Origin of the sequence: Croceicoccus sp. YJ47 (assembly GCF_016745095.1) — a bacterium.
Taxonomy (GTDB): Bacteria; Pseudomonadota; Alphaproteobacteria; order Sphingomonadales; family Sphingomonadaceae; genus Croceicoccus.
Genome location: NZ_CP067087.1, coordinates 354,639 through 381,281, shown reverse-complemented (window position 1 = coordinate 381,281; position 26,643 = coordinate 354,639). Strand labels below are relative to the sequence as shown.

Sequence of the window (26,643 nt, the reverse complement as noted above, 5' to 3'; positions counted from 1 at the left end):
TCATTCCGCGGCGAGCAATTCCTCCGCCCCGCCCAGATCCACGCTGACCAGCCGGGACACCCCCTGTTCCACCATGGTCACGCCGAACAGGCGGTGCATCCGGCTCATCGTCACGGCATTATGCGTCACGATGAGATAGCGCGTTCGCGTCTCGCGCACCATCGCCTCGAGAAGATCGCAGAACCGATCGATATTCGCATCGTCCAATGGCGCATCCACCTCGTCCAGCACGCAGATCGGCGCCGGGTTCGTCAAGAACAGCGCGAAGATCAGCGCGACCGCCGTCAGTGCCTGCTCCCCACCCGACAAAAGCGTGAGCGATTGCAGTTTCTTACCCGGCGGTTGTGCATAGATTTCGAGGCCGGCCTGCAACGGATCGTCGCTGTCGACGAGGGCGAGATGCGCCTGCCCCCCGCCGAACAGCGTCGTGAACAGCGAACGGAAATGTCCGTCCACCGCGTCGAAGGCGGCCCGCAATCGTTCGCGGCCCTCGCGGTTCAGGCTGCCGATCGAACCGCGCAGGCGATGGACCGCCTCGGCAAGATCGGCCTGCTCCTGCGCGCTGGTGCCCTGCTGCGCCTCGGCTTCGGCGAGTTCGTCCGCCGCGACGAGATTGACCGCGCCCAGCCGTTCGCGCGCCGCGACGTGGCGGTCGAGCGTGTCGCTCTCGCCCTGCGCCGTGCCGACATCGTCCTTCTCGAACGCGGCGCGCTCGGGGAGGAGGGGCGGCGGACATTGGAACCGCTCTCCCGACTGGCGGGCGAGTTCGCCGCGGCGCGCTTCCTCGTTCTCGGCGCGGGCGGCGGCACCGGCGCGATGTTCGCGGGCCTGCGACACCGCTTCGTTCGCGGCGGTGAAGGCCGTCTCGCCCGCGCGGGCGGCCTCGGCAGCGGCGGCATGGGCGCTTTCGGCGGCAGCCAACTCGCCGGCAAGCCGATCGCGGGCCGTTTCGGCCTCGGCAATTTCGCGGTGCAAGGCGTCGGGCCGGGCGGCGGTGATCGCGCGCTCCTCCTCGATCTGTTCGCGCCGGCGGGTCATCCCGGCCAGCCGCTTTGCCGCGTCGCCGGCCCGCGCCTGCCATCCGCGCATGTCGCTGCTGAGGCCGATGACGCGTTCGCGGCCCACGGCCAGCTGCTGTTCCAGTGCGGCAAGCTCCGCCATCGCGGCCTGCATCGCGGTGCGAGCGGTGTCGTTCGCCTTCTGCGCCGCGTCGTGGACGGCGCGTTGAGCCGCAGGGTCGGGCAACCGGGCGCGCGCCGCTTCCGCCTCATCGCGATGCTTCACGGCGGCGGCAATCTGCGTGTCGAGTTCGGCCAGCCTCTCGGCCAGTTCCTCGGCAAGGCGGGCGTGTCGTTCGACCGCGCTTTCGGCCTGGTCGCGGGCGCGCAGGGCGCTGCGCTGTTCTTCTGCGGCCTGCGCAAGGGTGCGCTCCGCCGCGCCGCGCCGCTCGCCCGCCTGGCGCAGCGCATCATTCGCAGCCGCCGCCTCGGCCTCCGCCCGTGCCACCGCATCCGTCAATTCCGGCAGCCGCGCGGCAAGCGCGTCGAGGCGGTTGGCCGCCTCCAGCCGCGCTGCCTCCGCCGCACCTTCGCCCCGCGCCACGAACCCGTCCCACCGGCGCAGGGCACCCGCCATCGTCACCAGCCATTCGCCGGGCGCCAGCGCGTCCCCGTCGTCGCGTTCCGCCACCCGGACCAGCGCAAGCCGCGCGCGCAATTCATCGGGCGCATCGCGGACATGGTCGGCAAGGCTGCCGGGAATCGCGGGCGGGGGCGGCGCCCCGGTCCAGAACCGACCATCCTCCTCCGCGCCCGGCCGACCCAGCGGCGCGGCGGCATCCCGGCCCAGCACTGCGGCGAGCGCCCGTTCGTAGCCCGGCTCGGCTGCGAGCGCGTCGATGGCGCGGCGCTGTCCCTTCTGCCGGTCGCGGGCCTTTTCCCGCGCGATCCTGTCGTGGTCGAGCGCGTCATGCTCACGCGCGACGCCGGCCAGTTCCGCCTTCGTCGCCGACAGCGCGCCGGCGGCATCGTCGCGCGCGCTGCGCAAGCCTTCCCGCGCGGCGCTTTCCTGTTCGAGCGTATCCCGCGCCCCGTGCAAAGCGGCCTCTGCGCGCTCCACGCGCTCGCCCGCCTCGGCCAGCGCGGCGGCGAGGGCGGCGGCATCGCCGGCCCCGGCGGCCTTCTCGGCGCGCTGCTCCTTTTCCCGTCGCAACCGGGCCAGCGTCTGCTCCGCCTGTGCCACCGCCGCCTCCGCCACGCGCCAGTCCGCCTCGACCCGTGCCTGTTCCGCCATGGCCTGCGCGAGGGTCAGTTCCGCCTGGCGCGCGTCGCGTTCGGCCCGTTCCTGCGCCTGGACGAGGGCGGGGCGTCTGGCCTCGTCCCCGGCCAGCTTCGCCTCCGCATCCTTGACCTCGCGTTCGAGCCGGCCAATCGCATCGGCAGCATCGCGCGTGGTGCGGTTGGCATCGCCCTCGTCCGCCTCCATCCGCGCGTGCTGCCGGTCGAGATCGGCAAGCTTTTCCTCCGCTGCCTCCAGCTTTCCGGTGAGCACGGCGAGCATGTTCGCCTGCGCATTGAGATCGTCGCGCCGGTCGGCCACGATCTCGCGCGTCGCGGCGAGCCGTTCGGCGCCCTCGCGCTGCGCTTTCGTCGCGGTGTTGAGCGTGTCCTGCGCCGCGGCGACGTCGGCCTCCGCCTGCCGGGCGGCGGCGCGCGCGGTGTCCGCCGCGATCGCCGCATCGCGCCACCGGGCAAAGAGCAGCCGCGCCTCGCCCTTGCGGATCGTGTCCGACAATTCGCGGTATTTTTCGGCGGCCTTCGCCTGCCGCCGCAAGGTGCCGATCCGGCTGTCGAGCTGCGCCAGCAATTCGTCGAGCCGCTGAAGATTGGCCTCTGTTGCGCGCAGCTTGTTTTCCGCGTCGCGCCGCCGGACGTGAAGCCCGGCGATCCCGGCCGCTTCCTCCAGCATTTCGCGACGCTGCGCCGGCTTGGCCGCGATGACGGCGGCGATGCGGCCCTGGCTGACGAGAGCGGGGCTGTGCGCGCCGGTCGCCGCGTCGGCGAACATCAGCGATACGTCCTTTGCCCGCACGTCCCGCCCGTTCAGGCGATAGGCGCTGCCCGCATCCTTTTCGATGCGGCGCATGACCTCCATGTCCTCGCCATCGTCGGTTTCGGCGAGCAGTACGACCTCGGCGAAATTGCGCGCCGGGCGGCGCTGCGTCCCGGCAAAGATCACGTCCTCCATGCCGGAACCGCGCATGGATTTGGGGCTGGATTCGCCCATGACCCAGCGCAACGCCTCGAACAGGTTGGACTTGCCGCAGCCGTTGGGGCCGACGACGCCGGTCAGGCCGGGCTCGATATGCAGTTCGGTCGGTTCGACGAAACTCTTGAACCCGCTCAGCCGGAGCCGCCGGAATTGCATCAGCGTGCCCGCTGCGCGCCCGGAATCGCCGGGTCTTCGATCACCGCGCGCCCGCGTTCTGCAACGCGGTCTGCACCTCCGGCCAGGTCAGCGCCTCGATCTTGCGTCCGTTGATGAGGAACGTCGGCGTGCCGGTGATGTCGAATTGCTCGCCCTGCGTCTGCGTATTTTCGGCAAGCTGCGTGGCGGTCGGCGCGTTTTGAAGGCAGGAGATCGCCTGATCGCGCGAAATGCCCCGCGCGGCGAAGAAATCGAACATGCCGGTGATGTCGGCCATTGCGACGTAGCGTTGATTGTCGGGCGCGGAAATCGCGCTTTGATACGCCTGCTCGCCCGCGTTCTGCACCGCCTCGAAGAATTGCGGCTGATTCGCCCAGAACTGGTCGGTGAGCGCGAAATAGCTTTCATCCGCACCGCACCGGGTCAGCATCGCGCCGGTGATGTCGATCGGATCGCGCACGAAATTGCGAAGCTCGAAACTCACGCGGCCGGTATCGACATATTCGGTGCGCAGCGGCTCCATCGCAGCGGCGGAAAATTCGGCGCAATGGCTGCAGGTGAGCGAGCCATATTCGACCAGCTTGATCGGCGCATCGGGGTTGCCCATGATATAGCCGCCCTCGGCCGTCTGGCTGATCGTCTCCGACCAGCTCTGGCCTTCGGGCGCCGTGACGCTGGCGACCGGTTCGCCATTCGCCGCGCTCGGACCTGCGGCCTCCTCTTCGCCCGAACCGCAGGCAGCGAGAGCGAGGATGAGCGGAGCGGCCAAAAAGGCGGTCTTTGCGGGCAGGCGGGTCATGATCGGGCAATATCCTCGTATGACGGACAAAGGGATGTCTTTCCCCCATGAATAGCCCATTCGCGGCACGAGGCAAACGCCATGCCGCGCGGCCCCGCGATTGTCCACAACGGGCCGGTTGGACGAGGGAAACGCCTCAGGGCAGGATGCGCGCGTCCAGCACCGGCTTCAACGCGGCCCAGTCGTGGACGCCGGGAAGAAGCGTCCCGTCGATGGCGAAGCTCGGCGTGCCAGTGACGCCAGCCTCGGCATATTGGCGCGTGCGCGTGGCGAGGGTCTGCGCCATGGTATCGTCCGCGATGCAGCGATCGAGCGCCGCCGGGGTATAGCCGCGCCCCTTCATCAGCTCGTACAGCCCCGCATCGCGGGCAAGCGCCTGCCGCCGCGATGCGTTGGTGCCGGTTTCGTAACGCGCCCGCTGTGCAGGCGTGGTCGCGCGGATACGGTCGAGCCATTGCGGCTGCGCCTTCATCAACACGGCGTGGTTCGTGGCGAAATTCGCCGGCTTGCCGCAATTGGCGATCAGCGCCACGGTCAGGTCGAGCGGGTCGCGAACGAGATGGCGAATCTCCACCCCGACATGGCCGGGCCGGGCATAGGCGAGCTTGAGCGTGTCGCCGGCCTCCTGCTCGAAATGTGCACAATGCGGGCAGGTATAGCTCACATATTCGGCGAGCCGCATATCGGCATCGACCCGGCCGATGAGGTGGCCCGCCATCGGCGCGCTCTGCGGGGTCGCACTCTCCTGCGCCGATACGGCGGGGGCGGCGGCCAGGCTCGCGGCCAGCGCAGTGCCGAGAAATGCCGAGATCATGCGCATCAGTTCTTCGTCCTGTTCCCTGCCGATTCCATCGAGCGTGCCAGCGATTCCAGCACGGTGCGAAGTTCCGGATCGCCAATATCGCGCAGTGAGTCGCCCAGTTCCATCGAAATCGGTTTGAGCGATGGGGGCGCCGCCAGCCTTGCCCCATTGTCCTTCGGCGGCTGAACCGCGCCTTGCCGGATCTTCACCCGCTGTATCGCGCGATAGCCGAAGAACCGGTTCACCCGCTCGATAATGTCGGGCACGACATGCTGAATGAGCGGGGCATGCGCGGGCAGCACCACGAGGTTGAGCGTGCCGTGCGCCTTTTCGCCGGGGGGAAAGCGGATGGATTCGGGCGCGGTGACGCGCGCGTGTTCGGCCCCGACAATCTCGGGCCAGCGCGTGACGATGCTCGACTGCACGAAACCGAAGCGGCGAAACGCGGTCCGCCCGATCTGCGGCATGAGATCGGCAATCGGCTTCGCCCCGCCGCCGCGCGGACGCTCATACGGCTTCGCAGCGGCCTTGCGCGGTTTGGCAGGTTTGGTGGAGTCGCTTTTCATGGATGCACCGCCCATGCCATAGAACCGGGCGTGAAGACCAGTTCCCAGATGTTCGAACCCGATCCCATGCCCGCGCGCCTGTTGCTGTCATGGTACGATGCCTTTGCGCGCGATCTGCCGTGGCGTACCCCGCCCGGTTCGCAGGCGCGGCCCGATCCCTACCGCGTGTGGCTGTCGGAAATCATGTTGCAGCAGACCACGGTGGCCGCCGTGCGCCCCTATTTCGCGCAATTCACCGCGCGCTGGCCCGATGTGGACGCGCTCGCGGCGGCGGACGACGATGCGATCATGGCGGCGTGGGCGGGGCTGGGCTATTATGCTCGGGCGCGCAACCTGCTCGCCTGTGCAAGGGCGGTAAGCCTGCGTGGCGGCTTTCCCGATACGGAGGAGGGGTTGCGCGCCCTGCCCGGCGTCGGCGCCTATACCGCGGCGGCGATTGCGGCGATCGCGTTCGGCAGGCGGGCGGTCGTCGTCGATGCCAATGTCGAACGGGTGGTGTCGCGCCTGTTCGCAATCACGGAACCGCTCCCGAAATCGCGCCCCACGATCCGCGCCGCAACGGACGCGATCACGCCCGTCATGCGCGCCGGCGATTTTGCGCAGGCGATGATGGACCTCGGCGCGACGATCTGCACGCCCAAGGGGCCGGATTGCCCCGGATGTCCGCTAAACGCCGGTTGCTTGGGGCGCGAACAGGGCGTGGCCGCCGAGCTGCCCCGCAAATTGCCGAAGAAACCCCGGCCCGACCGCCGCGGCACAGCGTTCCTAGCCTTGCATGACGGTGCTGTTCTCCTCGTCCGGCGGGCGGGGCGGGGGATGCTCGGCGGGATGTGGGCCTTGCCCGACGATGGCTGGGCAGCGGGGCAGGACGGGGACGGCATGGCCCCGTTTACGGCCGATTGGACCAGGGCGGACGGGACCGTCGATCATGGCTTTACCCATTTTGCCCTTTCGCTCTCGGTCATGAGGGCGGAGGTCGCGACCCGGCGCAATCTTCCGGAGGGCCAGTGGTGGCCTCTCGACCGGATCGCGGAGGCCGGGCTGCCGACATTGTTTGCAAAGGCGGTGCGGCTGGCGCTTTGCGATACGGCGGATTAGGGATGGTGGCCGAGAGGAACCGCACCATGTCCACCCCCGCCGCCGCAAAGCCCTGTTTCATCGACCGTGCCGACCATTTGCGCGGGGATGGCGACGCCATCGCTGCGCTGCTGCGGGGCGATGCGCGGCTTTTGTCGATGGCCGGCATGGCCCCCGATTTCGATGCGCAGGACCGGCTGCGCTGGACCGCGCTGTCCGATGCGCCGGAGGGGGCAGAGCTGGTGTTCCTCGGTCTCGATGGGGAGCGGGGCTGTTTCGCGGCGGTCCCGGCGATCAGCGATCCCGTGCCGATGCGCGCCGTGCGCGACTTGGCCGCGCGGCTGCATTCCGATGAGTTCGCCGTGTTCGCCTGCGCGCGGAGCATGGCCGACTGGCACGCGCGCCATCGGTTCTGTGCCGTGTGCGGCGCGCCGACGCGTATCGCGCGGGGCGGGTGGCAGCGGGACTGCACCGATCCGGCCTGCGCCGCGACGCATTATCCCCGCTCCGACCCGGTGGCGATCATGACCGTGGAACACCGCCGCCCCGATGGCGAACGCGTGCTGTTGCTCGGGCGGCAGGCGGGCTTTCCCGATGGCATGTATTCCGCGCTCGCCGGCTTTGTCGAACCGGGCGAAACGCTGGAGGATGCGGTCGCGCGCGAAATCATGGAGGAGGCGGGCGTCCGCGTCCGCGACGTCACCTATCGGGCGAGCCAGGCCTGGCCGTTTCCCTCGCAATTGATGCTGGGCTGCCATGCGCATGCCGACGATGACCGTATCACCGTGGACGAGAACGAGCTGGAGGATGCGCGCTGGTTCACGCGGGCGCAGATCGCCGACGCGCGCGATGGAAAGGCGAGCGCGGGATTTTCGATGCCGCCTGCCTATGCCATCGCGCATCGGCTGATCTGCGAATGGTGGGAGCGGGGCTGAACCCGCTGCGCCCGGCGGTTCAGTCCGCGCGTTCGGACTGTATCGCGGCGCGGGTCTTTTCACCCTTTTGCGCGTCCTGTGCGGGCTGATCCTGTCCGGTGACGCGTTCGACCTGATTTTCGGGGGTGAAGGCGTTCTTCTCCTCCGCGCGTTTACCCACGCGGCGTTCCAGGTCGCCGCGCCGCGGAGCCTTGCTGCGACGGGGTGGCCTGTTCCTGTGCGGCGTCGATGATGTCATTGTCGGGGTGACGCGATTGGCGTTCTGGCATGTGCTTTCTCCTTTACCCGGTCAACGGGCCGGGGAGGGCACACGTTCCGTCGTTCTCGCTCAGACGAGGCCCAGCTTCGTCAGACGGTTGAGCAGCCGGCCCGGAAGCACGTCGCCCGGATCCGCGCCCTCGGGAAGGTCGCGCGGCGCGTCCGCCTCCTCCAGATAGCGCCAGCCTTGATGCGCACGCTTGGGCCGGGTTTCCACCGCGATCAGTTCGGGGGCGAGCACGATGTCATACCGGCCATCCTCACGCTTTTCGAAGGCGCGGATCTCGCTCCTCCCGACGATGGCATGGTCCACGATCCAGTAGAGCGAGCCGCCGATCATCTCCTCGTGCCGCTTCGGGATGTAGCGCGTGTTGATGCGAAACTCGGCCTCGTGCGCGGCGATCCGCTGGCGCAGGCCGTCGACGCCATTGGCGCGAAAGGCGATCTTGGTCATGTTGAGCGGCATGATGCGTATCTAGGGAGCAGCGGCGCCATGTGCCAGCGCCGCGCGTTTCATCCCGTCAGCCCGCTCGCCACCGCGAGGCCGAGAAACGCGAAGAAACCCATGGAATCCGTGATCATCGTGACGAACACGGACGAGGCCACGGCGGGATCCTGGTTCATCCGGTCGAACAATACCGGCACCGCAACGCCGGCGAAACCGGCGGTGACGATATTGATGACGACCGCCGCCCCGATCACCGCGCCCAGCATCGGGGTGAAGATGAACGCCGTCGCCGCCCCGATAAGCACCGCGACCGTCCCGCCATTGAGCAGGGCGACCCGCATTTCGCGCCATATCACGCGCCGGGTGTTTGACCGGGTAAGCTGATTGGTGGCGAGCGCGCGCACCGCGACCGCCATCGTCTGCGTCCCCGCATTGCCGCCGATGCTGGCGACGATGGGCATGAGCACGGCGAGCGCGACGAGACGCTCGATCGCGGCGCCGAAGCTCGCGATGATGAGCGAGGCGATGAGCGCCGTGCCCAGATCTGCGATGAGCCAGCGCACACGCTCGGTATAGGATTGGCGAATCGGCTCGTTGATGTCGCCTTCGCCCGCGCCGGACATGAGCAATGCGTCCTCGCCCGCCTCTTCCGACATGATGTGGACGATGTCGTCTGCGGTAATCTGGCCCAGCAACCGGCCCGACCCGTCGACCACGGCGGCGGAAATGAGGGCGTATTTCTGAAAGCGGAGCGCGACCTCTTCCTGGTCCATCTCGACGGGGATCAAGGTCTGGTCCCGCTTCATCACGTCGGAAATCGCGATATTGCGCGGGACGCGAAGGATCCACGACAGCTGACACGTGCCGACCGGGCGGTGCGCGGGATCGACGACGAACACTTCCCAGAACTCGGTAGAAAGATCGGCATTTTCGCGCAGGTAATCGATGAGGTCGCCGACGGTGATATGTTCGGGCACCGCGACCAGATCGCGCTGCATCAGGCGGCCTGCCGATTCCTCGGGAAAGGACAGCGCGCTTTCGATGGCGGCGCGGTCGCCGGGGTCCATCTCGGCAAGGACGGCGTCGCGGTCGCTCTCGTCCAGATCCTCGATCAGGGCGACGGCGTCGTCGGTTTCGAGCTGTTCGGCGATCTGCGCGACGGCATCGGGCGACAGTGCGGCGATAAGCTCGTCGCGCACGTGCTCGTTCAGCTCGGCGATGACCTCGCTGTTCATCAGCTCGGCAATGGCGGCGCCCAGCGCGGGGCGTTCCTCGCGGGCAAAAATCTCGAACAGATCGGCGATGTCCGCGGGGTGGAGCGGTTCGACCAGATCGTAGACGCGCTGCCGCTCGTCTTCCTCGAGCGCCTCGCGCACTTCCTCGACGAATTCGGGCCTCAGCCGGTCATCCTCGTCAAGCCGTTCCTCACGCGCGTCGAGATCGGCGGCGAGGCGCGCGGCCTCCCCTGCGGAATCGTCCATCATGGCGTGTTCGTCGCGGTCCATCGGCCACGAGGGATAGGCGGCGGGGCCATTAAATCAACCGCGAAGCGCGCCTCGGCCGCATTGTGGAAAAACCTGTCGACAAGTTCCGGGAAAAACTTGGTAAAACGCGGGGATGACTTTGCGGACGCCCTTCCTATATCGGGGCCAGCCAATGGCGGGGCGTTCCCGCCCGATTAGTATCAGGAGATTGCATGGCCGACGAAACACTGACCTTCACGCTGGACACCGGCAATGGCGAGGGCGGCGATGTCGTCATCAAGCTGCTTCCCGACATCGCGCCCAACCACGTCGCCCGGATCAAGGAGCTGGCGAGCGAAGGGTTCTATGACGGGGTGAAGTTCCACCGCGTGATCCCCGGATTCATGGCGCAGGGCGGCTGCCCCAACGGCACCGGCATGGGCGGATCGAAGAAGCCGGACCTGAAACAGGAATTCAACGATCACAAGCATGTGCGCGGCACCTGCTCGATGGCGCGCACGCAGGATCCGAACAGCGCGAACAGCCAGTTCTTTATCTGCTTCGACGATGCAAGCTTCCTCGACCGGCAATATACCGTCTGGGGCCAGGTCGAGAGCGGCATGGACCATGTCGACGCATTGCCCAAGGGCGAGCCGCCGCGCGAACCCGGCACGATCGTCAAGGCGACGGTGGGCTGATCCCACGCCGCACGATGTGAAAAAGGCCGCGGGGGCGATCACCCCTGCGGCCTTTTTTCTGGCGTTACAGCTTCGCGTTTACCAGCCAGTCGTGAAAAATGCGCACCTGCCGGTTTTCGAGCGCGCGCGGGCGGCACACGAACCAGTAGCTGTACGGGCTTTCCACCTCCAGATCGTAGAGCGGGGCCAGCCGCGCATCGTTGGAGCGGGACAGATGGTCCCCGTGCATGATCGCCACGCCGAGCCCCTGCGCCGCGGCTTCGAGAATGAGCGGGCCGCTGTCGTAATGATCGACGGTGGGGCGGTGGCGCGGCAGTAGCCCGGCGGCCTTGCGCCACGCTTCGAAACTGCGCTCCATATCCGAATGGACGAGGAAGTTCTGCTTCGCCAGGAGATCGGGGTCGGGCGTATCGCCCAGCATCGCCACAAGCTCGGTCGAGGCGATGGCATGGACCCGGTTCTGGTCGAGTTGCACCATGTGCAGCGACGGGTCCGGCCCGTCGGACAGGATGATCGCGGCATCGAGCGTATCGCCGAGCCGCGGCACCGGATGCGACGAGCTTTCCATGTCGATATGCAGCGCCGGATACAGCCTCCGCAATTCGCGCATCCTCGGCACGAGCCTCTGCGCCGCGAAGAGTGGCATCACCGCGAGGCGCAGGCGCAGGAGCCGCGAATCGCCCATATGCGTGCCGATCTTCTCGGCCAGCTCGTCGAGCGCGGGGGCGACCGCATCGAACAGGCTCTGCCCATCCTCGGTCAGCTTCATCGCCTGATGCTGCCGCAGGAAGAGCTTCTTGCCCACGAAATCCTCAAGCGCGGTGACCCGGCGCGACAGCGCGGACGGGGACAGCGCCAGCTCGTTCGCCGCCGCCTTCGCCGAACCGAGCCGGACGATGCGGACAAACGCCTCGAGACTGCGCAGCGGGGGGAGGCGGCGCGTCGCCATCAGCCTTCGGCCTCTTCGTCCGCGTCGGTTTCGGGCACGGGCGGATGCAGCCGCAGCCGTTCGACATGGCGTTCGTCGCCGGCGATGATCTCGATCCGCCAGCCGCTGTCATGGTGGAGCACGCTGCCGACCTTGGGCACTTCCTCCGCCAGCACGAACGCCAGCCCGCCGAGCGTGTCCACCGACCCTTCGATGACGGCGAGCTCTGGATCGACGCGGCGCGCGACCTCGGTCAGTTCGGTCCGGGCATCGGCGTCCCAAATGCCGCCGTCGATCGGCACGAGCTGCTCGACCGGGGCATCGTCGTGTTCATCCTCGATATCGCCGATGATCTCCTCGACCAGATCCTCGATCGTGATGACCCCGTCGGTGCCCGAATATTCGTCGACCACGATGGCGAGATGGACCCGGTGCGAGCGCATGTCGGCCAGCACGTCCAGCGCCCCGCGCGCCTGCGGCACGTAGACCGGCTGCCGCATGAGCACGGTCCAGTCATCGGGCGGGGTTTCCCCGATGGCGAGGAAGGGGAACACGTCCTTGATCAGCATCATGCCGATCACGTGGTCGAGCGATTCGGCATAGACCGGGATGCGCGAATGGCCGTGTTCGGCAAAGGTCGCGACCAGCTCGGCCCAGCTTGCGCTGCGTTCGATGGCGATGATCTCGCTGCGGGGGATGGCGACGTCGTCGGCGTCGTTCTCGCTGAAATGCAGGAGATTGCGGAGCATCTGCCGTTCGGTCTGCGACAGGTCGCCATTGGCATGATCGGCCGCGGTGTCGCGATCCTCCTCATGCTCGTCGATGGCTTCCTCGATCTGCTCGCGCAGCGATCTTTCGCCTTCATTGTCGAAGAAGGCGCGTATGCGATGCCACAACGCCCTTCGGTCAGGCTCCGGGTTGCGAGTATCGCCAGATTGGCTGCCGTCCGGCATCGTCGTGTCTTTCATCCTCGGTCATCGAACCGTCCGCCGCAGGGGACCGGCTCTTTTTCAAATATCGCGATCCGCATAGGGATCGTCGATCCCCAATGCGGCCAGTGCCCTGATTTCGAGCGCTTCCATCGCCTCGGCCTCTTCGTCCCCATCCTCATGATCGAAACCGGCGAGGTGGAGGAGGCCGTGAATCAGCAGATGCGTTGCATGATCTGCAAGCGCAACCTGTTTCTCATCCGCCTCGCGCCTGCATACACCATGCGCCATGATGATGTCGCCCAGCATCACGGGCGCGCCGGGCCGTTCGGCGGCACGCAGCAGCTCTTCGCGCGCGATCATCGGAAAGCTCAGCACGTTGGTCGGCCTGTCCTTCGCGCGCCATTCCTGGTTGAGCGCGTGGACTTCCTCGTCCTCGCCCATGACGACGCTCACCAGAATCTCGGAATGCGCCAGCTCGGGCAGGACATGCGCCACGGCCCGCGCGGCCGCGGCACAGCGCGCCTCCCAATCGGTGTCCTGACCCCAGACGGGATCGACGTCGAGTTCGATCGTGGCGGCGGACATGCGCGTCAGCCCTGCTGCCCTTCATACGCCTCGACGATGCGGCCCACGACAGGGTGACGCACCACGTCGGCGGCGGTAAAGCGCGCCATCCCGATGCCTTCCACCCCTTCGAGCCGTTTGACCGCGTCGGCGAGCCCGGAAAAGCTGTCCCCGCCCGGAATGTCGACCTGTTTCGGGTCGCCGCACACCACCATGCGGCTGTTCTGGCCAAAGCGGGTGAGGAACATCTTCATCTGTGCAGGCGTGGTATTCTGCGCCTCGTCGAGGATGACGAACGCATCGGCCAGCGTGCGCCCGCGCATGAAGGCGATGGGCGCGATCTCGATCTCCCCGCTGGCGAGGCGGCGTTCCACCTGTTCGGGCGGCATGCAATCGTAAAGCGCGTCGTAAAGCGGGCGGAGATAGGGGTCGACCTTCTCCTTCATGTCGCCGGGCAGGAAGCCGAGCCGTTCGCCCGCCTCGACCGCGGGGCGCGAGAGGATGAGCCGCTGCACGCTTCCGGTGATGAGCTGCGCGACCGCCTGCGCGACGGCGAGATAGGTCTTGCCCGTGCCCGCCGGGCCGAGCGCAAAGATGATGTCGTTGCTGGTGAGCGCGCGCATGTAGTCGATCTGCGCCGCCGAACGCGGGGCGATGGTCTTCTTGCGCGTGCGGATCATCACCGGCGGGCGTTTGTCATCGCCGCGCACGATCCCGTCGAGCGTGGGTTCGTCCGACATCGCGATGAGCGATCTGACCGCCCCGGCGTCGAGTTCGAAACCGCTTTGAATCCGTTGATGCATGGCCTGGAGGACGTCGCGGGCGCGTTCGACCGCATCCTCGCTGCCTTCGATCTGCACGCGATTGCCGCGCGCTGCGATATACACGCCGAGCCGGTTTTCGATGCGGACCAGATTGGCATCGAACTGCCCGAAAAGCGCGGCCAACACGCCGGGGTTGTCGAACTCCATCTCCGTGCGCGAACGATGGCCTGCGGGGCCGGCGGCGATGGGGTCGTAGGGGCTGTTTTCGTCCGTGCCGGACATGCGCGCCTGTTTGCGGCTCACTGAGTTTCCTTGTCTGTGTCCGCCCCGATCATCCGGGGCGAATCGTCATCATGTGAATGTAGGCGCCGCAAGCGCGGTGACAAGGACATGTGTCGCCACTGCTCAACGCGCGCGGCCCGCGACAACGGTTTCGCCCGCCGCGAGCAGCAAATCGCCATTGGGTCCAACGACATAGGCCGGATCGGCGGAAAGCACGCGCAGCAGGCGGCGCTGCGCCTCCGACGGCGCGGCGGTACCGGGACAGGCGCGGCTTTCGACATCGCGGAGAACAAGCGTACCGGCCTGCCCATCGACCCTGCCCGAAATCGCATCCGGGCACCCGATATCCACCGAAAGCCGCCCCTCCGCCACGCGCAGCAGCACCGGCGAACCATCCGGCGACGACAGCATCAGCGCGAATTCCCGACCCTCGATCGCCGGGGCGGGAAAGCTGTCGCGCGCCGGTCCGTCCGGAACGAGGATGGCCCGGTGCCCGCCGCCCGCAATCGCGATCCGGCCATCGCCATCGCGGCCGATGGCGGGGCGCGCGGTCAATATGGCAGACAGCGCGTTGTCCGGTCCATCGGGCGGGCAATTGACGAGCGTGGACGGCCCGCGCAGCACCGCGAGGCTGTCGCCGGTCGCGATATACAGACCCTCGTGATGGTTGCAGCCATCCCATGACAGGGTCGTTTGCGTAAAGCGGACGGAGCTTTCGCCAAAATCGTCCGGGGGCGCCGCATCGTCGAGCGAGACGAGCCGGAAGCGCCCCTCGATACCGGCGAAGGTTCCGCGCGCGAAGCCGGCGGGCAGGGCGGGCGCCGCCGCGTCCCCGGTCGTAGCCGTTGTCGCCGCAGCCACGGGCGCAGCCGGCGGCGTATCCTCCGCCCGATCCCCGCATGCCGACAGCAGCACGGCCAGGGGTAGCATCGACGTCCCTGCCGCCCATGCCGCGGCCCGGCGCATCACGCGTCCACGGTGTCCAGCCGGCGCGCGGCAAGGCTGTTCGGTCCGGCCTGTTCCAGCTCCACCGTCACCAGGTCACCGATTTCGGCGTCCCCTGTGAAATAGGCGGATTGCAGCCAGGGCGTCTTGCCGATCCACTGGCCGTCGCGGCGACCCTTGCGCTCGACCAGAATGTCGCAGCGCTTGCCGACCGTGCTTTCGTTGAACGCTTGCGAATGCACGGCGAGCAGGGATTGCAGCCGTTGCAGCCGCTCGTCCATCACGGCCTCGGGCACCTGTGCGTCCATGGTGGCGGCGGGCGTGCCGGGGCGCGGGCTGTATTTGAAGCTGAACGCGGCGGCATAGCGGATGTCGTCCACCATGCGCAGCGTCTCCTCGAACTCGGCATCGGTTTCGCCGGGAAAGCCGACGATGAAATCGCCCGAAATCGCGATGTCGGGCCGGACCTCGCGGAATTGTTCGATCACGCGGACGTAGCTTTGCGCCGTGTGGCTGCGGTTCATCGCGGCCAGCACCCGGTCGCTCCCCGACTGCACCGGGAGGTGGAGATAGGGCATCAGCTTGTCGAGCTCGCCATGCGCGGCGATCAGGCCGGGGGTCATGTCGTTGGGATGGCTGGTGGTATAGCGGATGCGGGCAAGGTCGGGCAGGGCGGCCAGCGCGCGGACCAGCCCTTCGAGACCGACCGTCCGGCCCCTGTCATCCTCGCCCCGCCAGGCATTCACGTTCTGACCGAGCAGCGTAATCTCGCGCGCGCCGCCATTGACGAGCCGCTTCGCCTCCTCCACCAGATCGGCGAAGGGGCGGCTGATTTCCGCGCCGCGGGTGTAGGGCACCACGCAATAGGTGCAGAATTTGTCGCAGCCTTCCTGCACGGTGAGGAACGCCGACGGTGCACGCTTGCGCCGGGCGGGGAGCGCGCCGAATTTCGCGATCGCGGGCATGTCGGTGTCGGTCACGCGCTCACCCTTCACCGCACGGTCGATCATCTGCGGCAGCCGGTGATACGCCTGCGGGCCGACCACCATGGAGACGCCGGGGCTGCGCGCCATGATCTCCTCGCCCTCGGCCTGGGCGACGCATCCGGCGACGGCGATCATCGGTTCGCGGCCCGATTTCGCGCCCGCCTTGCGCAGGCGGCCAATGTCGGAATAGACCTTTTCGGCGGCTTTCTCGCGGATGTGGCAGGTGTTGAGAACGACGAGATCGGCCTCCTCGCCCTCCGCGGCGGGAACGATGCCCTGCTCGCTCAGCATCTCGGCCATGCGTTCGCCGTCATAGACGTTCATCTGGCAGCCGAAGCTTTTGACTCGGAAATTTTTCGGTGCGGCTTTGGTCATGCGCCGCCGCTTACACCCAATCGCCATTTCGCGAAAGGGAGTGGCGAGGGCGCGTCCTTACCGCGCGCGGCTGCGGTCGAGCGCCTCGTCCAATACGTCTTGCGCCGCGCGGGTCATCGCCTTGCGCCCGTCGAGCGCGTCGCCGGAGAGCGGGGCGAGAAAGCGCACCGTCACCGCGACAGGCGTCCGGCCCGCGACGATGCGCAGGAAATTGCGCAGGCCCGGCTCGTCCCCGACCCAGCAGACCGCGGGCGCGTCGGGGCCGTAATCCATGAAAACCGGCTGCACCGAAACGCCGGGCGGTACCGGGTCGATCGCGGACAGGAGCGCACTTTTGAGCGGGAGCATCTCGTGCCCGTTGGCGGTCGTGCCCTCGGGAAAGAGGACGAGCGTGTGCGACACGTCGAGCGCGTCACGGATGCTGTCGGCCTGCTCGCCCACGGTCTGCCGCCGCGACCGGGCGATGAACACCGTGTCGTTCATGTCGCACAGCCATTTGAGCGGACCGACACCGGCGAGCCCGTCATGCGCCACAAAAGCCGCCCCCGACACGCGGGCCAGCACGAGAATATCCATCCAGCTGACATGATTGGCGATGAGGATGCGCCGCCCCGATGCCGGTACCCCGTCGGTGTGGACGCGAATGCCGGCGATGCGCGCAATGCCTGATAGAAACGCGGGCGGCACCCGGTTCGGCATGCGGAGCAGGCGGGAGAGGTAATAGGCCGGCACGCACATCGCGAGCCATACCAGCATCGCCGCAATGCGCGGCACCACGCGCCAGTCGGACAGCGACAGCCCGCCGCCCTGCGCCACGATCGGCGCGCCCATGCCTAGTCCCGGTCCAGCCTTACGCCGTAAAGTTCCATGCGGTGATCGACCAGGCGAAAGCCCAGCCGCTCGGCAATCTGGCGCTGCAACGCTTCGAGTTCGGGATCGACGAATTCGACGACCTTGCCGGTTTCCACGTCGATCAGGTGATCGTGATGCGCCTCGGGCGTGGCTTCGTAACGGGCGCGGCCATTGCCGAAATCGTGGCGGTCGAGGATGCCCGCCTCCTCGAACAGGCGGACGGTGCGATAGACCGTCGCGATCGAGATGCGCGGATCGACCGCGCTGGCGCGTTCATGCACCTTTTCCACGTCGGGATGGTCTTCGCTTTCCGACAATACCTTCGCGATCACGCGCCGCTGGTCGGTGATGCGCAGGCCGCGTTCAGCACAGATTGCTTCGAGATCGATAGGATTGGGCACGGGGTATCAACGCCTTTTTCTTCGCGCCGGACCGCCGCAAGAGGGCGGGCCGGCAGTTTGCGGCCAATCATAGACCGCGTCTCCGTCAGTGCAACCGCCCCGTACCCATCGATCACCCGATCATACGACGCGCGGCGCGGGATCAGCTTTTCTTCTTGACCCGCGTGCCAGGCTTGCGACCGAGGCCGATCTTCTTGGCCAGTTCGCGACGCTTTTCCGCGTAATTGGGCGCGACCATCGGATAATCCGCGGGCAGGTTCCAGCGCGCACGATATTCATCGGGCGTCATGTTGTAATGCGTCATGAGATGGCGTTTCAGCATCTTGAGCTTCTTGCCGTCTTCGAGGCAGACGATATAGTCGGGCTTTATCGATGCGCGGATCGATACGGCGGGTTCGGGCGGGGCCTCGTCCTGCTTCACCTCGCCGTCCAGTCCGGCGAGCGCGGCGTGCACCGCGGTGATGAGCGTGGGGACATCGGAAACATCGACGGCATTGTTGCTCACATGAGCGGCCACGATGTCCGAGGTCAAAGTAATGAGGGTTTCCTTCATATCCAGGTCGGACTGTTCCATCTCTCGGACTTTCAAACGGGGGTTAATGATTTGTTTCATACGCGCTTTTTGTTGAGGGGGTCGCGCATGAGGCGTCTGCCACTTAAAGTGCGGAAACGCTTTTACAAGCCTTCGGAGGCGAATCTCATGCAGCAATGCGCCTTAACACGAGCCTAAAACGCGGCAGGTTGGCGAAGTATCGGCAAATAATGATCGCAAGGCGCGCCGAAACGATATTTAATAATAGGGCTGGCTTGCGATGGGTTCGATTGCATAAGTGACGGCGTCGCGCTTGGTTCCGTCGCGGCCCTTATAATATCCGGGCCGGCGCCCCACCGGGCAGAAGCCGATCCCTTCGTAAAGCGCCCGGGCCGGATTGTCGGACCGCATTTCGAGGAAGAGCCGCGCGACGCCCGCGACCGCCGCCCGGTCGATCACGTCGATCAGCAGATGCCGCCCGTAACCGCGCCCCCGCCAGCGCGGCGCCACCGCGATGAGCATGAGCTCCGCCTCGTCCAGAACGGTGCGTACCACGGCGAATCCCGCCGCCTCGCACGATGAGTCGAACGGGCCGTCGAACCGCCCGTCGCTGCGGATGATGGAGTATTGCGTGCCGGGCATGAGCAGACCGCCCGTCAATTGTGCGCGGGTCCATGCCTCCCCGAACGCGGGATCGAACGCGCTTTTCATCACGTCCATCATCGCGTCGATGTCGTCGTGCGGCGGCACGTGGCGCTATCCGGTAAGGGCGGGCGGTTCGATACCGCCGGGCAATTTCGCATCCGGACCGCGCCCGTAAGCCGGGCGGACATCCCCCGTCAGCCGCGCCGCATGCAAAAGGAAGAAGCGCCGTGCATCCGGCAGCATCGGCATCGCCGTACCGGACCCGCGCTGCGCGACCAGCGCCTCTGCCTGATTGCCGGCGACGCGCTCGCATACGATGGCGGCGGCGGCATCGTCGGGGCGCAGCGAACGCACCGCGTCCAGCGGCGCGCCATCGTCGCCGAACGATTGGACGAACCATTCCCCGTGCCCGCCGGTGTTGCACACCGCGACCGGCCCGCCCGCATCGGCGACCGCCTGCGCCGCGACGAGCGCATGCGTATGATAGCCGACCAGCGGAACGCCCCACGCCACGCCCAGCGCGCGCGCGGCAGCAAGCCCGACGCGAATGCCGGTAAAGCTTCCCGGACCCAGCGCGACGGCAATCCGGTTGGCGCGCCCGCGCCCCGGCAATTGCGCGATCATCGGGATCAGCCGTTCGGCATGGCCGCGGCCCAGAACCGCGTGGTCCCCCGCGATCAGCGCATCACCATCGAACAGCGCGGCGGAGCACGCCTCCGTCGCGCAATCGATGACCAGCGTCTTCACGAAACCCGGCCCCGTGCCCGATCAGAGGACGATATTGAACGTCTCGAAATCGGGACGCGGGCTGCGGTCATAGGTGCTGTCCATGTCGCCGTAGCCGAGAGTGGAAATGAAGTTGGGCCGCCAGCGCGGATGATCGCCGAGGAATTCGGCCGTCACCTTGTCCGCGTCGAAGCCCGACATCGGCCCGCAGTCGAGACCGAGCGCGCGGCATGCGATGATGAAATAGGCGCCCTGCAGGCTCGAATTGCGAAAGGCGCTTTCGCGGCGCGCATCCTCATCCTCGAACCAGCTTTTCGCGTCGGTGTGTGGAAACAGCCAGGGCAGCTCCTCGTGAAAGTCGAGATCCATCGCGAGGATGACTGCGACCGGCGCTTGTTCGATCTTGTCGCGATTGCCATCGCTCGCGCAGGCGGCGAGCCGTTTGCGCGCATCGTGTGATGCACACCAGATCAGCCGCGCGGGCAATTGATTGGCCGACGTCGGCCCCATCTTCATGAGGTCCCAGATCCGGTGCAGCATGTCGGGCGCGACCGGCTTGTCGAGATAGCCGTTCATGGTCCGCGCCTCGCGAAAGATGCGATCCAGCGCATGGGCGTTGACGGGCTGGGGAAGGGCGGTGTCGGTCATGATCGGCCTCGAAATTTCTTGAAAAGGGCGCGGGGGTTCAGGCCGCGCGCACTTCGCTCACTTCGGGGACGTAATGTTTCAGCAAACCCTCGATCCCCTGCTTCAGCGTGGCGGTCGAGGACGGGCAACCCGAACACGCCCCCTGCATGCCGAGATAGACGACGCCGTCGTCGAACCCGCGATAGACGATATCGCCGCCATCGGCCGCGACCGCCGGGCGCACCCGCGTTTCGAGCAGGTCCTTGATCTGCGCGATGATGTCGGCGTCTTCCTCCCGGTCGGCGACGACGGGATCGGCTTCGGCCGGCACGGAAAATTCCGCGCCGCCGCCTGCGAACAGAGGCGCTTCGGACACGAAATGGTCGAGCAGGACCGAGACCACCTGCGGCTTCAGCGCGGACCAGTCGGCACCGGGCGCCGCCGTCACCGCCACGAAATCGCCGCCGAACAACACGCCCGTCACATCGCCGAGCGAGAACAGCGCGGACGCCAGCGGCGAGGCTTTGGCCGTTTCGGGGTCGGTAAACTCGCGCGTGCCGGACGGCATCACCTGCCGTCCGGGCAGGAATTTCAGCGTGGAGGGATTGGGCGTGGTTTCGGTTTCGATGAACATGCGTCCGATGTAGAGAGAATGCGCCTGTATTCAAGCGCCATCGTCGTCCCTCGCCAACAGGCCGATGCGGGTATTCAGTGGCGCTTCATCACCCGGCCACCTATATGGCGCCCATGATATTGAACGCCCGCACGGCCATGCGTCTTGCCGTATCGCCCTTCGCCCTCTCGCTCTCCGCTTTCGTGGGGATTGCCGCCCTTTCACCCGCCGCCCATGCGCAGCCCGCCCCGTCCGCCGAGGCGAGCCGCGAATGGCCGCAGGTGGAGGCCGACCGCCCGTGGATCTACCGCGGGAGCGACGTGCCCCCCGATACCGAATGGGATTTTGGCGAGCTGGAAAACGGGCTGCGCTATGCGGTGCGTTTCAACGAGGTGCCGCAGGGGCAGGTGTCGATCCGCGTGCGTGTCGATGCCGGATCCCTGCATGAAACGGAGGATGAGCGCGGCTTTGCGCATCTTCTCGAACATCTGGTGTTCCGGGAATCGAAATATCTCGGGCCGGGGGAGACGATCCCCCGCTGGGAACAGCTCGGCGCGACGTTCGGCAACGATACCAACGCCGAAACGACCCCGACGCAGACGGTGTACAAGCTCGATGTGCCCGACATCGACCCGGCGAAGGCGGACGAGGTGTTTCGCCTGCTGTCGGGCATGGTCACGGCGCCCACGCTTTCCGAAAAAGGGGTGAAGACCGAGGTGCCCATCGTGCTCGCCGAAAAGCGGGAGCGGGGCGGCGCCGGCCTGCGCGTGAGCGAGGCCAGCCGAGAGACCTATTTCGCGGGCCAGCCGCTCGCCACCCGCGCGCCCATCGGTACGGAGGCCACGCTCGGCGCGGCTGGGCGGCGGAACGTGCGCGCGTTCTACGACCGGTGGTACCGGCCGGAGAACACCGTGATTTCCATTGCGGGCGATCTCGATCCTGCGTTGATGACGCAGCTCCTCCAAAAATATTTCGGCGGCTGGAAGGGGAAGGGCCGCGCCGTGCCCGCGCCCGATTTCGGCGATCCGGTCGCAGGCGCCGATGCGCGCTCTGCGGAAGGCGCGCTGGCGCCCGTGGGTGAGACGCGGGTGATGGTCGAACCCGACCTGCCGCGCAATGTCGGCTATGCCGTGCTGCGCCCGTGGGAGAAGGTCGCCGACACCATCGCCTATAACGAAGGGCTGCTGCTCGATCAGCTGGCGATCTCGGTTCTGAACCGCAGGCTGGAGGCGCAGGCCCGCGCCGGCGGCAGCTATCTCGCCGCGCAGGTCGGCCAGGACGACGTCAACCGCAGCGCGGACGTGACCTTCGTATCGGTCACGCCGCTGTCCGACGACTGGCAGGCCGCGCTGAACGATGTGCGTGCGGTGATCGCGTCGGCGCTCGCCACCCCGCCGACCGAGGCGGAGGTACAGCGCGAGCTTGCCGAATTCGACAATGCCTTCGCCATCGGGGTGGAGACTTCCTCGGTGCAGCAGACCCGCGACCTTGCCGACAATATCGTGCAGGCCGTCGACATTCGCGAAACCGTGGCGGCGCCCGATACGGTGCTCAACGTGCTGCGCGGGATGAGCGACCGCGTTACGCCGCAGGCTGTCCTGCGACATACGCGGCAGCTTTTCACCGGCGAGGTTCTGCGCGGCCTGATGATCGTACCCGATGCGGACGAGGCGGATGCCGCCGCGTTCCGCGCCGCGCTGCTCGCCCCGGTCGAGGCGCTCGACAACAGTGCCGATAACGGACCGCAGCTGTCCTTTGCCGACCTGCCCGCGATCGGAACGCCGGGCACGGTGGTCGAGGAAGCGCCCTCGGGCCTTTTGGGGATCGAGACGATCACGCTGTCGAATGGCGTGCGCGCGATGCTGTGGGCGAACGATGCCGAGCCGGGGCGGGTCAATGTGCGCGTGCGGTTCGGTGCGGGCTACGGCGCGTTCGATGCGGACAGCGCCCCCTATGCGACGCTCGGCGAAGGTGCGTTGATGAGCGCGGGCGTCGGCCAGCTCGACCAGGACGATCTCGAACGCATCGCGACCGGGCGCAAGCTCGGCCTCGGCTTCGCCATCGAGGAGGACAATTTCGTGATGAGCGCGGAAACGCGGCAGTCCGACCTCGCCGATCAGCTTTACCTGTTCGCGGCGAAACTGGCCGATCCGCGCTGGGATGCGCAACCGATCCTGCGCACGCGGGCCGCGCTGGCCCTCGGATATGGCAGCTACGCGACCAGCCCGGCCGGCGTGATCGAGCGCGACCTCGAATATATCCTGCGCGGTGAGGACCCGCGCTTCCACGCGCCCACCCCGGCGGAGGCGGAGACGCTCACCCCCGAAGGTTTCCGCAAGGTGTGGGAGCCGATCCTGGCAAGCGGGCCGGTGACGGTGGAAATCTTCGGCGATTTCGACCGTGGGCAGGCGGTTGCCGATCTGGAAAGGACGTTCGGCGCCCTCGATCAGCGTCCCGCGATGGAGATGGGGCCGCAGCTTTCCTCCTTTCCCGAAACGGGCGGCGATCCGATCGTGCTCACCCATCGCGGCGACGCGAACCAGGCCGCGGCGATCATCGCCTGGCCGACGGGCGGCGGGCGTGACCGCGTGCGGCTTTCGCGGCAGGTCGAGATCCTCTCGCAATTGTTCAACAATCGCCTGTTCGATGCGATGCGCGAACGGCTGGGCGCGAGCTATGCGCCCAATGTCGCCTCGCGCTGGCCGCTCGACCGCGAGGATGGCGGCATGATCATCGCCATGGCGCAGCTACAGCCCAAGGACGTGCCGGCGTTTTACGACGTCGCCAACGGCATCGCCGCCGACCTTGTCGCCAACCCGCCCGGCGCGGAGGAAATCGCCCGCGTCACCGAACCGCTGCGGCAGCTGATCAGCCGGTCGTCGAGCGGGAACGGCTTCTGGCTCAACCAGCTTGGCGGGGCGGCGCGCGATCCGCGGCGCTTCGATCAGGTGCGCTCGATCCTCGACGATTATTCGCGCACGACGCCCGAAACGATGCAGAAGCTGGCGCAGATGTTCCTCGGGGGCGAGGACACGGTCCGCATTTCGGTGCTGCCGGAGGAACAGGCCGGGGAATGATGCGATGTTGCGCGTGTGACATGCGCAGCATCGTTTCGTATGGATGTTTGCCATTGTAACCTTTGCAAAGCGGGATGCGCGTTGCTATGGCGGGCGCCTTCCGACCACCACCGAACATGACAAGACCGCCACGACTGGCGGCGCGATGGAGTGACCACATTGGCAAACGACTGGAGCCCCGAAAGCTGGAAATCGCATGAGGGGCGGCACCTGCCGACCTATGCCGATACAGCGGCCCTGAACGATGTCGAGGAGCGCCTGTCGCATTATCCGCCGCTCGTCTTCGCGGGCGAGGCGCGCGCGCTCAAGGCCGATCTCGCCGAGGTGGCGGGCGGCCGCGGATTTCTGTTGCAGGGCGGCGATTGCGCGGAAAGCTTTGCCGAATTCCACCCCGACAATATCCGCGACACGTTCCGCGTGCTGCTTCAGATGGCCGTCGTGCTGACCTTTGCGAGCAAGCAGAAGGTCGTGAAGGTCGGACGCATGGCGGGGCAGTTCGCCAAGCCGCGCTCCGCCCCCACCGAAACGCAGGGCGATACCGAGCTGCCCAGCTATTTCGGCGACATCATCAACGACATCGGCTTCGATTCCACGGGGCGTCAACCCGATCCCGAGCGCATGATCCGCGCCTATAGCCAGAACGCGGCCACGCTCAATCTGCTGCGCGCGTTTGCGGGCGGCGGCTATGCCAATCTGCGGCAGGTGCACCAGTGGACGCAGGACCACATCGGCCGCTCCGACTGGGGCGCGCGCTTTTCGCAGACGGCGGACCGCATTTCGGAGGCGCTGGACTTCATGGCGGCATGCGGCGTCGATCCCGCAACCGTCCCGCAATTGCAGGGGACCAGCTTCTACACCAGCCACGAAGCGTTGCTGCTGCCTTACGAACAGGCGCTCACCCGCAAGGATTCGCTCACCGGCGATTGGTACGATACCTCCGCGCACATGCTGTGGATCGGGGATCGCACCCGGTTCGAGGGCAGCGCCCATGTCGAATATCTGCGCGGGGTCAACAACCCCATCGGGATGAAATGCGGGCCCTCGCTCGAACCCGATGCGATGCTGCGCCTGCTCGACACGCTCAACCCCGCGCGCGAGCCGGGGCGGATCACACTCATCAGCCGGTTCGGCCATGAAAAGGTGGAGGCAGGCCTCGCCCCGCTGGTCCGCGCGGTCAAGCGTGAAGGGCACCCGGTGGTGTGGTCGTGCGACCCGATGCACGGCAATGTCATCAAATCGCCGAGCGGCCTGAAAACCCGCCCGTTCGACCGCATCCTGTCGGAGGTGAAGGGCTTTTTCGCGGTTCACCGGGCAGAGGGCACCCACGCCGGCGGCATTCATGTCGAGATGACCGGGCAGGACGTGACCGAATGCACCGGCGGCGCCATCGCCATCACGGACGAGGCGCTGGGCGACCGGTATCGCACCCATTGCGATCCGCGTCTGAACGGAGCGCAGTCGATCGAACTGGCCTTCCTGCTCGCCGAGATGCTGAACATGGAAATGCGGCAGCGCGACGCCGAAGCCGCGTGATGACAGCCGGGGCGTGGCCGTCGCCATGCCCCGGTCGCACCGGAATCGGATGAATTTGCGCGTGCGGTTGGCACTTCGGCGCCGATCGCGCATTATAGGGGCATGGATAATGCCGCGCCACGCCCCGAGATCGACACGACACGAGCCGGGGCGACCGATTCCCCGGCCATGAACAGCCTGGCCGAACGGTTCCGCGCGACCCGGCTCAGCCTCGATCTCGCCGGGCCGCTGTCCGATGCCGACGCCACGATACAGTCGATGGAGGATGCCAGCCCGACCAAATGGCATCTGGCGCACACGACATGGTTTTTCGAAACCTTTCTCCTGCGCGACCGGCTCGACGGCTATCGGCTTTTCGACGAGAAATTCCCGTATCTTTTCAACAGCTATTACGAGGCGGAGGGCGAGCGGATCGCCCGGTTTTCGCGCGGCATGCTCTCGCGCCCCACGTTGGAGGAAGTCGTCGCCTTTCGCCGCGCGGTCGACGATGCGATGGAGCCGCTGCTGATCCGTGAGGATTGCGCGGAACTCATCGCACTCGGCATCGCGCATGAGCAGCAGCACCAGGAATTGCTGCTCACCGATATCAAGCATGCGCTGTTTCAAAACCCGCTCGGTCCCGCGATGTTCGAGGGCGACGTTCCGGCGGGCGCGCCGGGCGATGATGGCTGGATCGAGCACCCCGGCGGCATCACGCGCATCGGCCATGATTTCGGCGCGGACGATGCGGACCCGGCCCGCGATTTCGCCTTTGACTGCGAAGGGCCGCGCCACCGTCATTTGCTCGAACCGTTCGCGATGGCGCGGCGGCTGGTGACCAATCGCGAATGGGAGGCGTTTGTCGCCGATGGCGGCTATCGCGATGCGGCGCTGTGGCTGTCGGATGGATGGGCGTGGGTGCAGGCGAACGGCATTGCCGCGCCGATGTATTGGGAGGGGGACACGCAATTCACCCTCTCCGGCGCGCGGCGGCGCGATCCCGATGCGCCGGTCACGCATATCTCCTATTACGAGGCCGATGCCTTTGCCCAATGGGCCGGCGCGCGCCTGCCGACCGAGGCCGAGTGGGAGGCACTCGCCGCGAGCGAGGATCCGCATGCGGGACAGCAGCTCGACACCGCCGGCCCACTGCATCCCGTGGCGCGCGACGGTCTGTTCGGGTCGTGCTGGCAATGGACGCGCAGTGCGTATCTGCCCTATCCCCGGTTCCGCCCGGTCGAAGGGGCGGTCGGCGAATATAACGGCAAGTTCATGTCGGGGCAGTTCGTGTTGAAGGGCGGGAGCTGTGCGACGGTGCGCGGCCACATGCGCGCCAGCTATCGCAATTTTTTCTATCCGCACATGCGGTGGCAATTCACCGGGCTCCGGCTCGCCAAGGATATTTGAGGG

Annotated in this window: 26 protein-coding genes; 6 read left to right on the top strand and 20 right to left on the bottom strand. The window is 67.0% G+C overall.

What is annotated here, in order from left to right; translation table 11 throughout:
- The 4 genes from JD971_RS01655 to JD971_RS01640 all read right to left on the bottom strand — a co-directional run bounded on the left by JD971_RS01655 (position 1) and on the right by JD971_RS01640 (position 5,593).
- Positions 1-3,426: a chromosome segregation SMC family protein gene (locus JD971_RS01655; protein WP_202085523.1), complete on the bottom strand. Its 3,426-nt coding sequence runs from the start codon at positions 3,424-3,426 to the stop codon at positions 1-3.
- 40 nt (positions 3,427-3,466) lie between these two features.
- Positions 3,467-4,225 carry a thioredoxin domain-containing protein gene (locus JD971_RS01650; protein ID WP_202085522.1) on the bottom strand — a complete coding sequence of 253 codons (759 nt, stop codon included), beginning with the start codon at positions 4,223-4,225 and terminating at the stop codon, positions 3,467-3,469.
- A gap of 136 nt (positions 4,226-4,361) precedes the next feature.
- Positions 4,362-5,045 (bottom strand): thioredoxin domain-containing protein, encoded by a 684-nt coding sequence (locus JD971_RS01645; protein WP_202085521.1) that lies wholly within the window; start codon positions 5,043-5,045, stop codon positions 4,362-4,364.
- Complete coding sequence (locus JD971_RS01640; RefSeq protein ID WP_236672214.1) at positions 5,045-5,593, bottom strand: DUF721 domain-containing protein; 549 nt, start codon at positions 5,591-5,593, stop codon at positions 5,045-5,047. Before JD971_RS01640 ends, JD971_RS01645 begins: the two co-directional genes overlap by 1 nt.
- A gap of 48 nt (positions 5,594-5,641) precedes the next feature.
- Between JD971_RS01640 and JD971_RS01635 the strand changes: the two genes are divergently transcribed.
- Together JD971_RS01635 and nudC are read left to right on the top strand one after the other, a co-directional pair.
- Positions 5,642-6,691, top strand: coding sequence for an A/G-specific adenine glycosylase (locus tag JD971_RS01635; RefSeq protein WP_371809731.1), 1,050 nt, complete (start codon positions 5,642-5,644; stop codon positions 6,689-6,691).
- Between the two features lie 26 nt (positions 6,692-6,717).
- Positions 6,718-7,605 (top strand): NAD(+) diphosphatase, encoded by an 888-nt coding sequence (gene nudC / locus JD971_RS01630; RefSeq protein ID WP_202085519.1) that lies wholly within the window; start codon positions 6,718-6,720, stop codon positions 7,603-7,605.
- A gap of 19 nt (positions 7,606-7,624) precedes the next feature.
- On the opposite strand, the gene JD971_RS16420 is transcribed toward nudC, so the two are convergent.
- The 3 genes from JD971_RS16420 to mgtE all read right to left on the bottom strand — a co-directional run bounded on the left by JD971_RS16420 (position 7,625) and on the right by mgtE (position 9,816).
- Positions 7,625-7,765: a hypothetical protein gene (locus JD971_RS16420; RefSeq protein WP_236672213.1), complete on the bottom strand. Its 141-nt coding sequence runs from the start codon at positions 7,763-7,765 to the stop codon at positions 7,625-7,627.
- A gap of 168 nt (positions 7,766-7,933) precedes the next feature.
- Positions 7,934-8,329 (bottom strand): DUF1489 family protein, encoded by a 396-nt coding sequence (locus JD971_RS01620; protein ID WP_202085518.1) that lies wholly within the window; start codon positions 8,327-8,329, stop codon positions 7,934-7,936.
- Positions 8,330-8,376: 47 nt separating this feature from the next.
- Positions 8,377-9,816: a magnesium transporter gene (gene mgtE, locus JD971_RS01615; protein WP_202085517.1), complete on the bottom strand. Its 1,440-nt coding sequence runs from the start codon at positions 9,814-9,816 to the stop codon at positions 8,377-8,379.
- A gap of 191 nt (positions 9,817-10,007) precedes the next feature.
- Between mgtE and JD971_RS01610 the strand changes: the two genes are divergently transcribed.
- On the top strand, positions 10,008-10,472 hold the full coding sequence (locus JD971_RS01610) for a peptidylprolyl isomerase (RefSeq protein WP_202085516.1): 465 nt from the start codon (positions 10,008-10,010) through the stop codon (positions 10,470-10,472).
- Positions 10,473-10,536: 64 nt separating this feature from the next.
- Here the strand turns inward: JD971_RS01610 and JD971_RS01605 are convergent, their stop codons facing one another.
- The 13 genes from JD971_RS01605 to JD971_RS01545 all read right to left on the bottom strand — a co-directional run bounded on the left by JD971_RS01605 (position 10,537) and on the right by JD971_RS01545 (position 20,665).
- Positions 10,537-11,421: a LysR substrate-binding domain-containing protein gene (locus JD971_RS01605; protein WP_202085514.1), complete on the bottom strand. Its 885-nt coding sequence runs from the start codon at positions 11,419-11,421 to the stop codon at positions 10,537-10,539.
- The gene (locus JD971_RS01600) at positions 11,421-12,353 is read right to left on the bottom strand and encodes a hemolysin family protein (protein WP_202087232.1); all 933 of its coding nucleotides are present in this window, start codon (positions 12,351-12,353) and stop codon (positions 11,421-11,423) included. The genes JD971_RS01605 and JD971_RS01600 overlap by 1 nt, the downstream gene beginning before the upstream one ends.
- 57 nt (positions 12,354-12,410) lie before the next feature.
- The gene (gene ybeY / locus JD971_RS01595; protein ID WP_202085513.1) at positions 12,411-12,917 is read right to left on the bottom strand and encodes an rRNA maturation RNase YbeY; all 507 of its coding nucleotides are present in this window, start codon (positions 12,915-12,917) and stop codon (positions 12,411-12,413) included.
- A gap of 5 nt (positions 12,918-12,922) precedes the next feature.
- Complete coding sequence (locus tag JD971_RS01590; RefSeq protein WP_371809687.1) at positions 12,923-13,963, bottom strand: PhoH family protein; 1,041 nt, start codon at positions 13,961-13,963, stop codon at positions 12,923-12,925.
- A 102-nt stretch (positions 13,964-14,065) separates the two neighbouring features.
- Complete coding sequence (locus tag JD971_RS01585) at positions 14,066-14,872, bottom strand: hypothetical protein (protein WP_202085512.1); 807 nt, start codon at positions 14,870-14,872, stop codon at positions 14,066-14,068.
- A gap of 35 nt (positions 14,873-14,907) precedes the next feature.
- Positions 14,908-16,248: a tRNA (N6-isopentenyl adenosine(37)-C2)-methylthiotransferase MiaB gene (miaB, locus tag JD971_RS01580; RefSeq protein WP_202085511.1), complete on the bottom strand. Its 1,341-nt coding sequence runs from the start codon at positions 16,246-16,248 to the stop codon at positions 14,908-14,910.
- Positions 16,249-16,305: 57 nt separating this feature from the next.
- Positions 16,306-17,079, bottom strand: a complete 774-nt coding sequence (locus JD971_RS01575) for a 1-acyl-sn-glycerol-3-phosphate acyltransferase (RefSeq protein WP_202085510.1) — start codon at positions 17,077-17,079, stop codon at positions 16,306-16,308.
- Between the two features lie 2 nt (positions 17,080-17,081).
- On the bottom strand, positions 17,082-17,501 hold the full coding sequence (locus JD971_RS01570) for a Fur family transcriptional regulator (RefSeq protein ID WP_202085509.1): 420 nt from the start codon (positions 17,499-17,501) through the stop codon (positions 17,082-17,084).
- A 142-nt stretch (positions 17,502-17,643) separates the two neighbouring features.
- Positions 17,644-18,075: a MucR family transcriptional regulator gene (locus tag JD971_RS01565; protein WP_202085507.1), complete on the bottom strand. Its 432-nt coding sequence runs from the start codon at positions 18,073-18,075 to the stop codon at positions 17,644-17,646.
- 216 nt (positions 18,076-18,291) lie between these two features.
- The gene (locus tag JD971_RS01560) at positions 18,292-18,783 is read right to left on the bottom strand and encodes a GNAT family N-acetyltransferase (protein ID WP_236672212.1); all 492 of its coding nucleotides are present in this window, start codon (positions 18,781-18,783) and stop codon (positions 18,292-18,294) included.
- Between the two features lie 6 nt (positions 18,784-18,789).
- Entirely contained in the window at positions 18,790-19,425 is a 636-nt protein-coding gene (gene tsaB / locus JD971_RS01555) for a tRNA (adenosine(37)-N6)-threonylcarbamoyltransferase complex dimerization subunit type 1 TsaB (RefSeq protein ID WP_202085505.1), read from the bottom strand.
- Positions 19,426-19,446: 21 nt separating this feature from the next.
- Positions 19,447-20,052, bottom strand: a complete 606-nt coding sequence (locus tag JD971_RS01550) for a malonic semialdehyde reductase (RefSeq protein WP_202085503.1) — start codon at positions 20,050-20,052, stop codon at positions 19,447-19,449.
- Between the two features lie 37 nt (positions 20,053-20,089).
- Complete coding sequence (locus JD971_RS01545; protein ID WP_202085501.1) at positions 20,090-20,665, bottom strand: NifU family protein; 576 nt, start codon at positions 20,663-20,665, stop codon at positions 20,090-20,092.
- A gap of 113 nt (positions 20,666-20,778) precedes the next feature.
- On the opposite strand from JD971_RS01545, the gene JD971_RS01540 reads away from it, so the two are divergent.
- From JD971_RS01540 to egtB, 3 genes are all read left to right on the top strand, one after another.
- On the top strand, positions 20,779-23,721 hold the full coding sequence (locus tag JD971_RS01540; RefSeq protein ID WP_202085500.1) for a pitrilysin family protein: 2,943 nt from the start codon (positions 20,779-20,781) through the stop codon (positions 23,719-23,721).
- Positions 23,722-23,880: 159 nt separating this feature from the next.
- Positions 23,881-25,254 (top strand): class II 3-deoxy-7-phosphoheptulonate synthase, encoded by a 1,374-nt coding sequence (locus JD971_RS01535; RefSeq protein ID WP_202087224.1) that lies wholly within the window; start codon positions 23,881-23,883, stop codon positions 25,252-25,254.
- A gap of 102 nt (positions 25,255-25,356) precedes the next feature.
- Positions 25,357-26,640, top strand: coding sequence for an ergothioneine biosynthesis protein EgtB (gene egtB / locus JD971_RS01530; protein WP_371809686.1), 1,284 nt, complete (start codon positions 25,357-25,359; stop codon positions 26,638-26,640).
- The last annotated feature ends 3 nt before the right edge of the window (positions 26,641-26,643 follow it).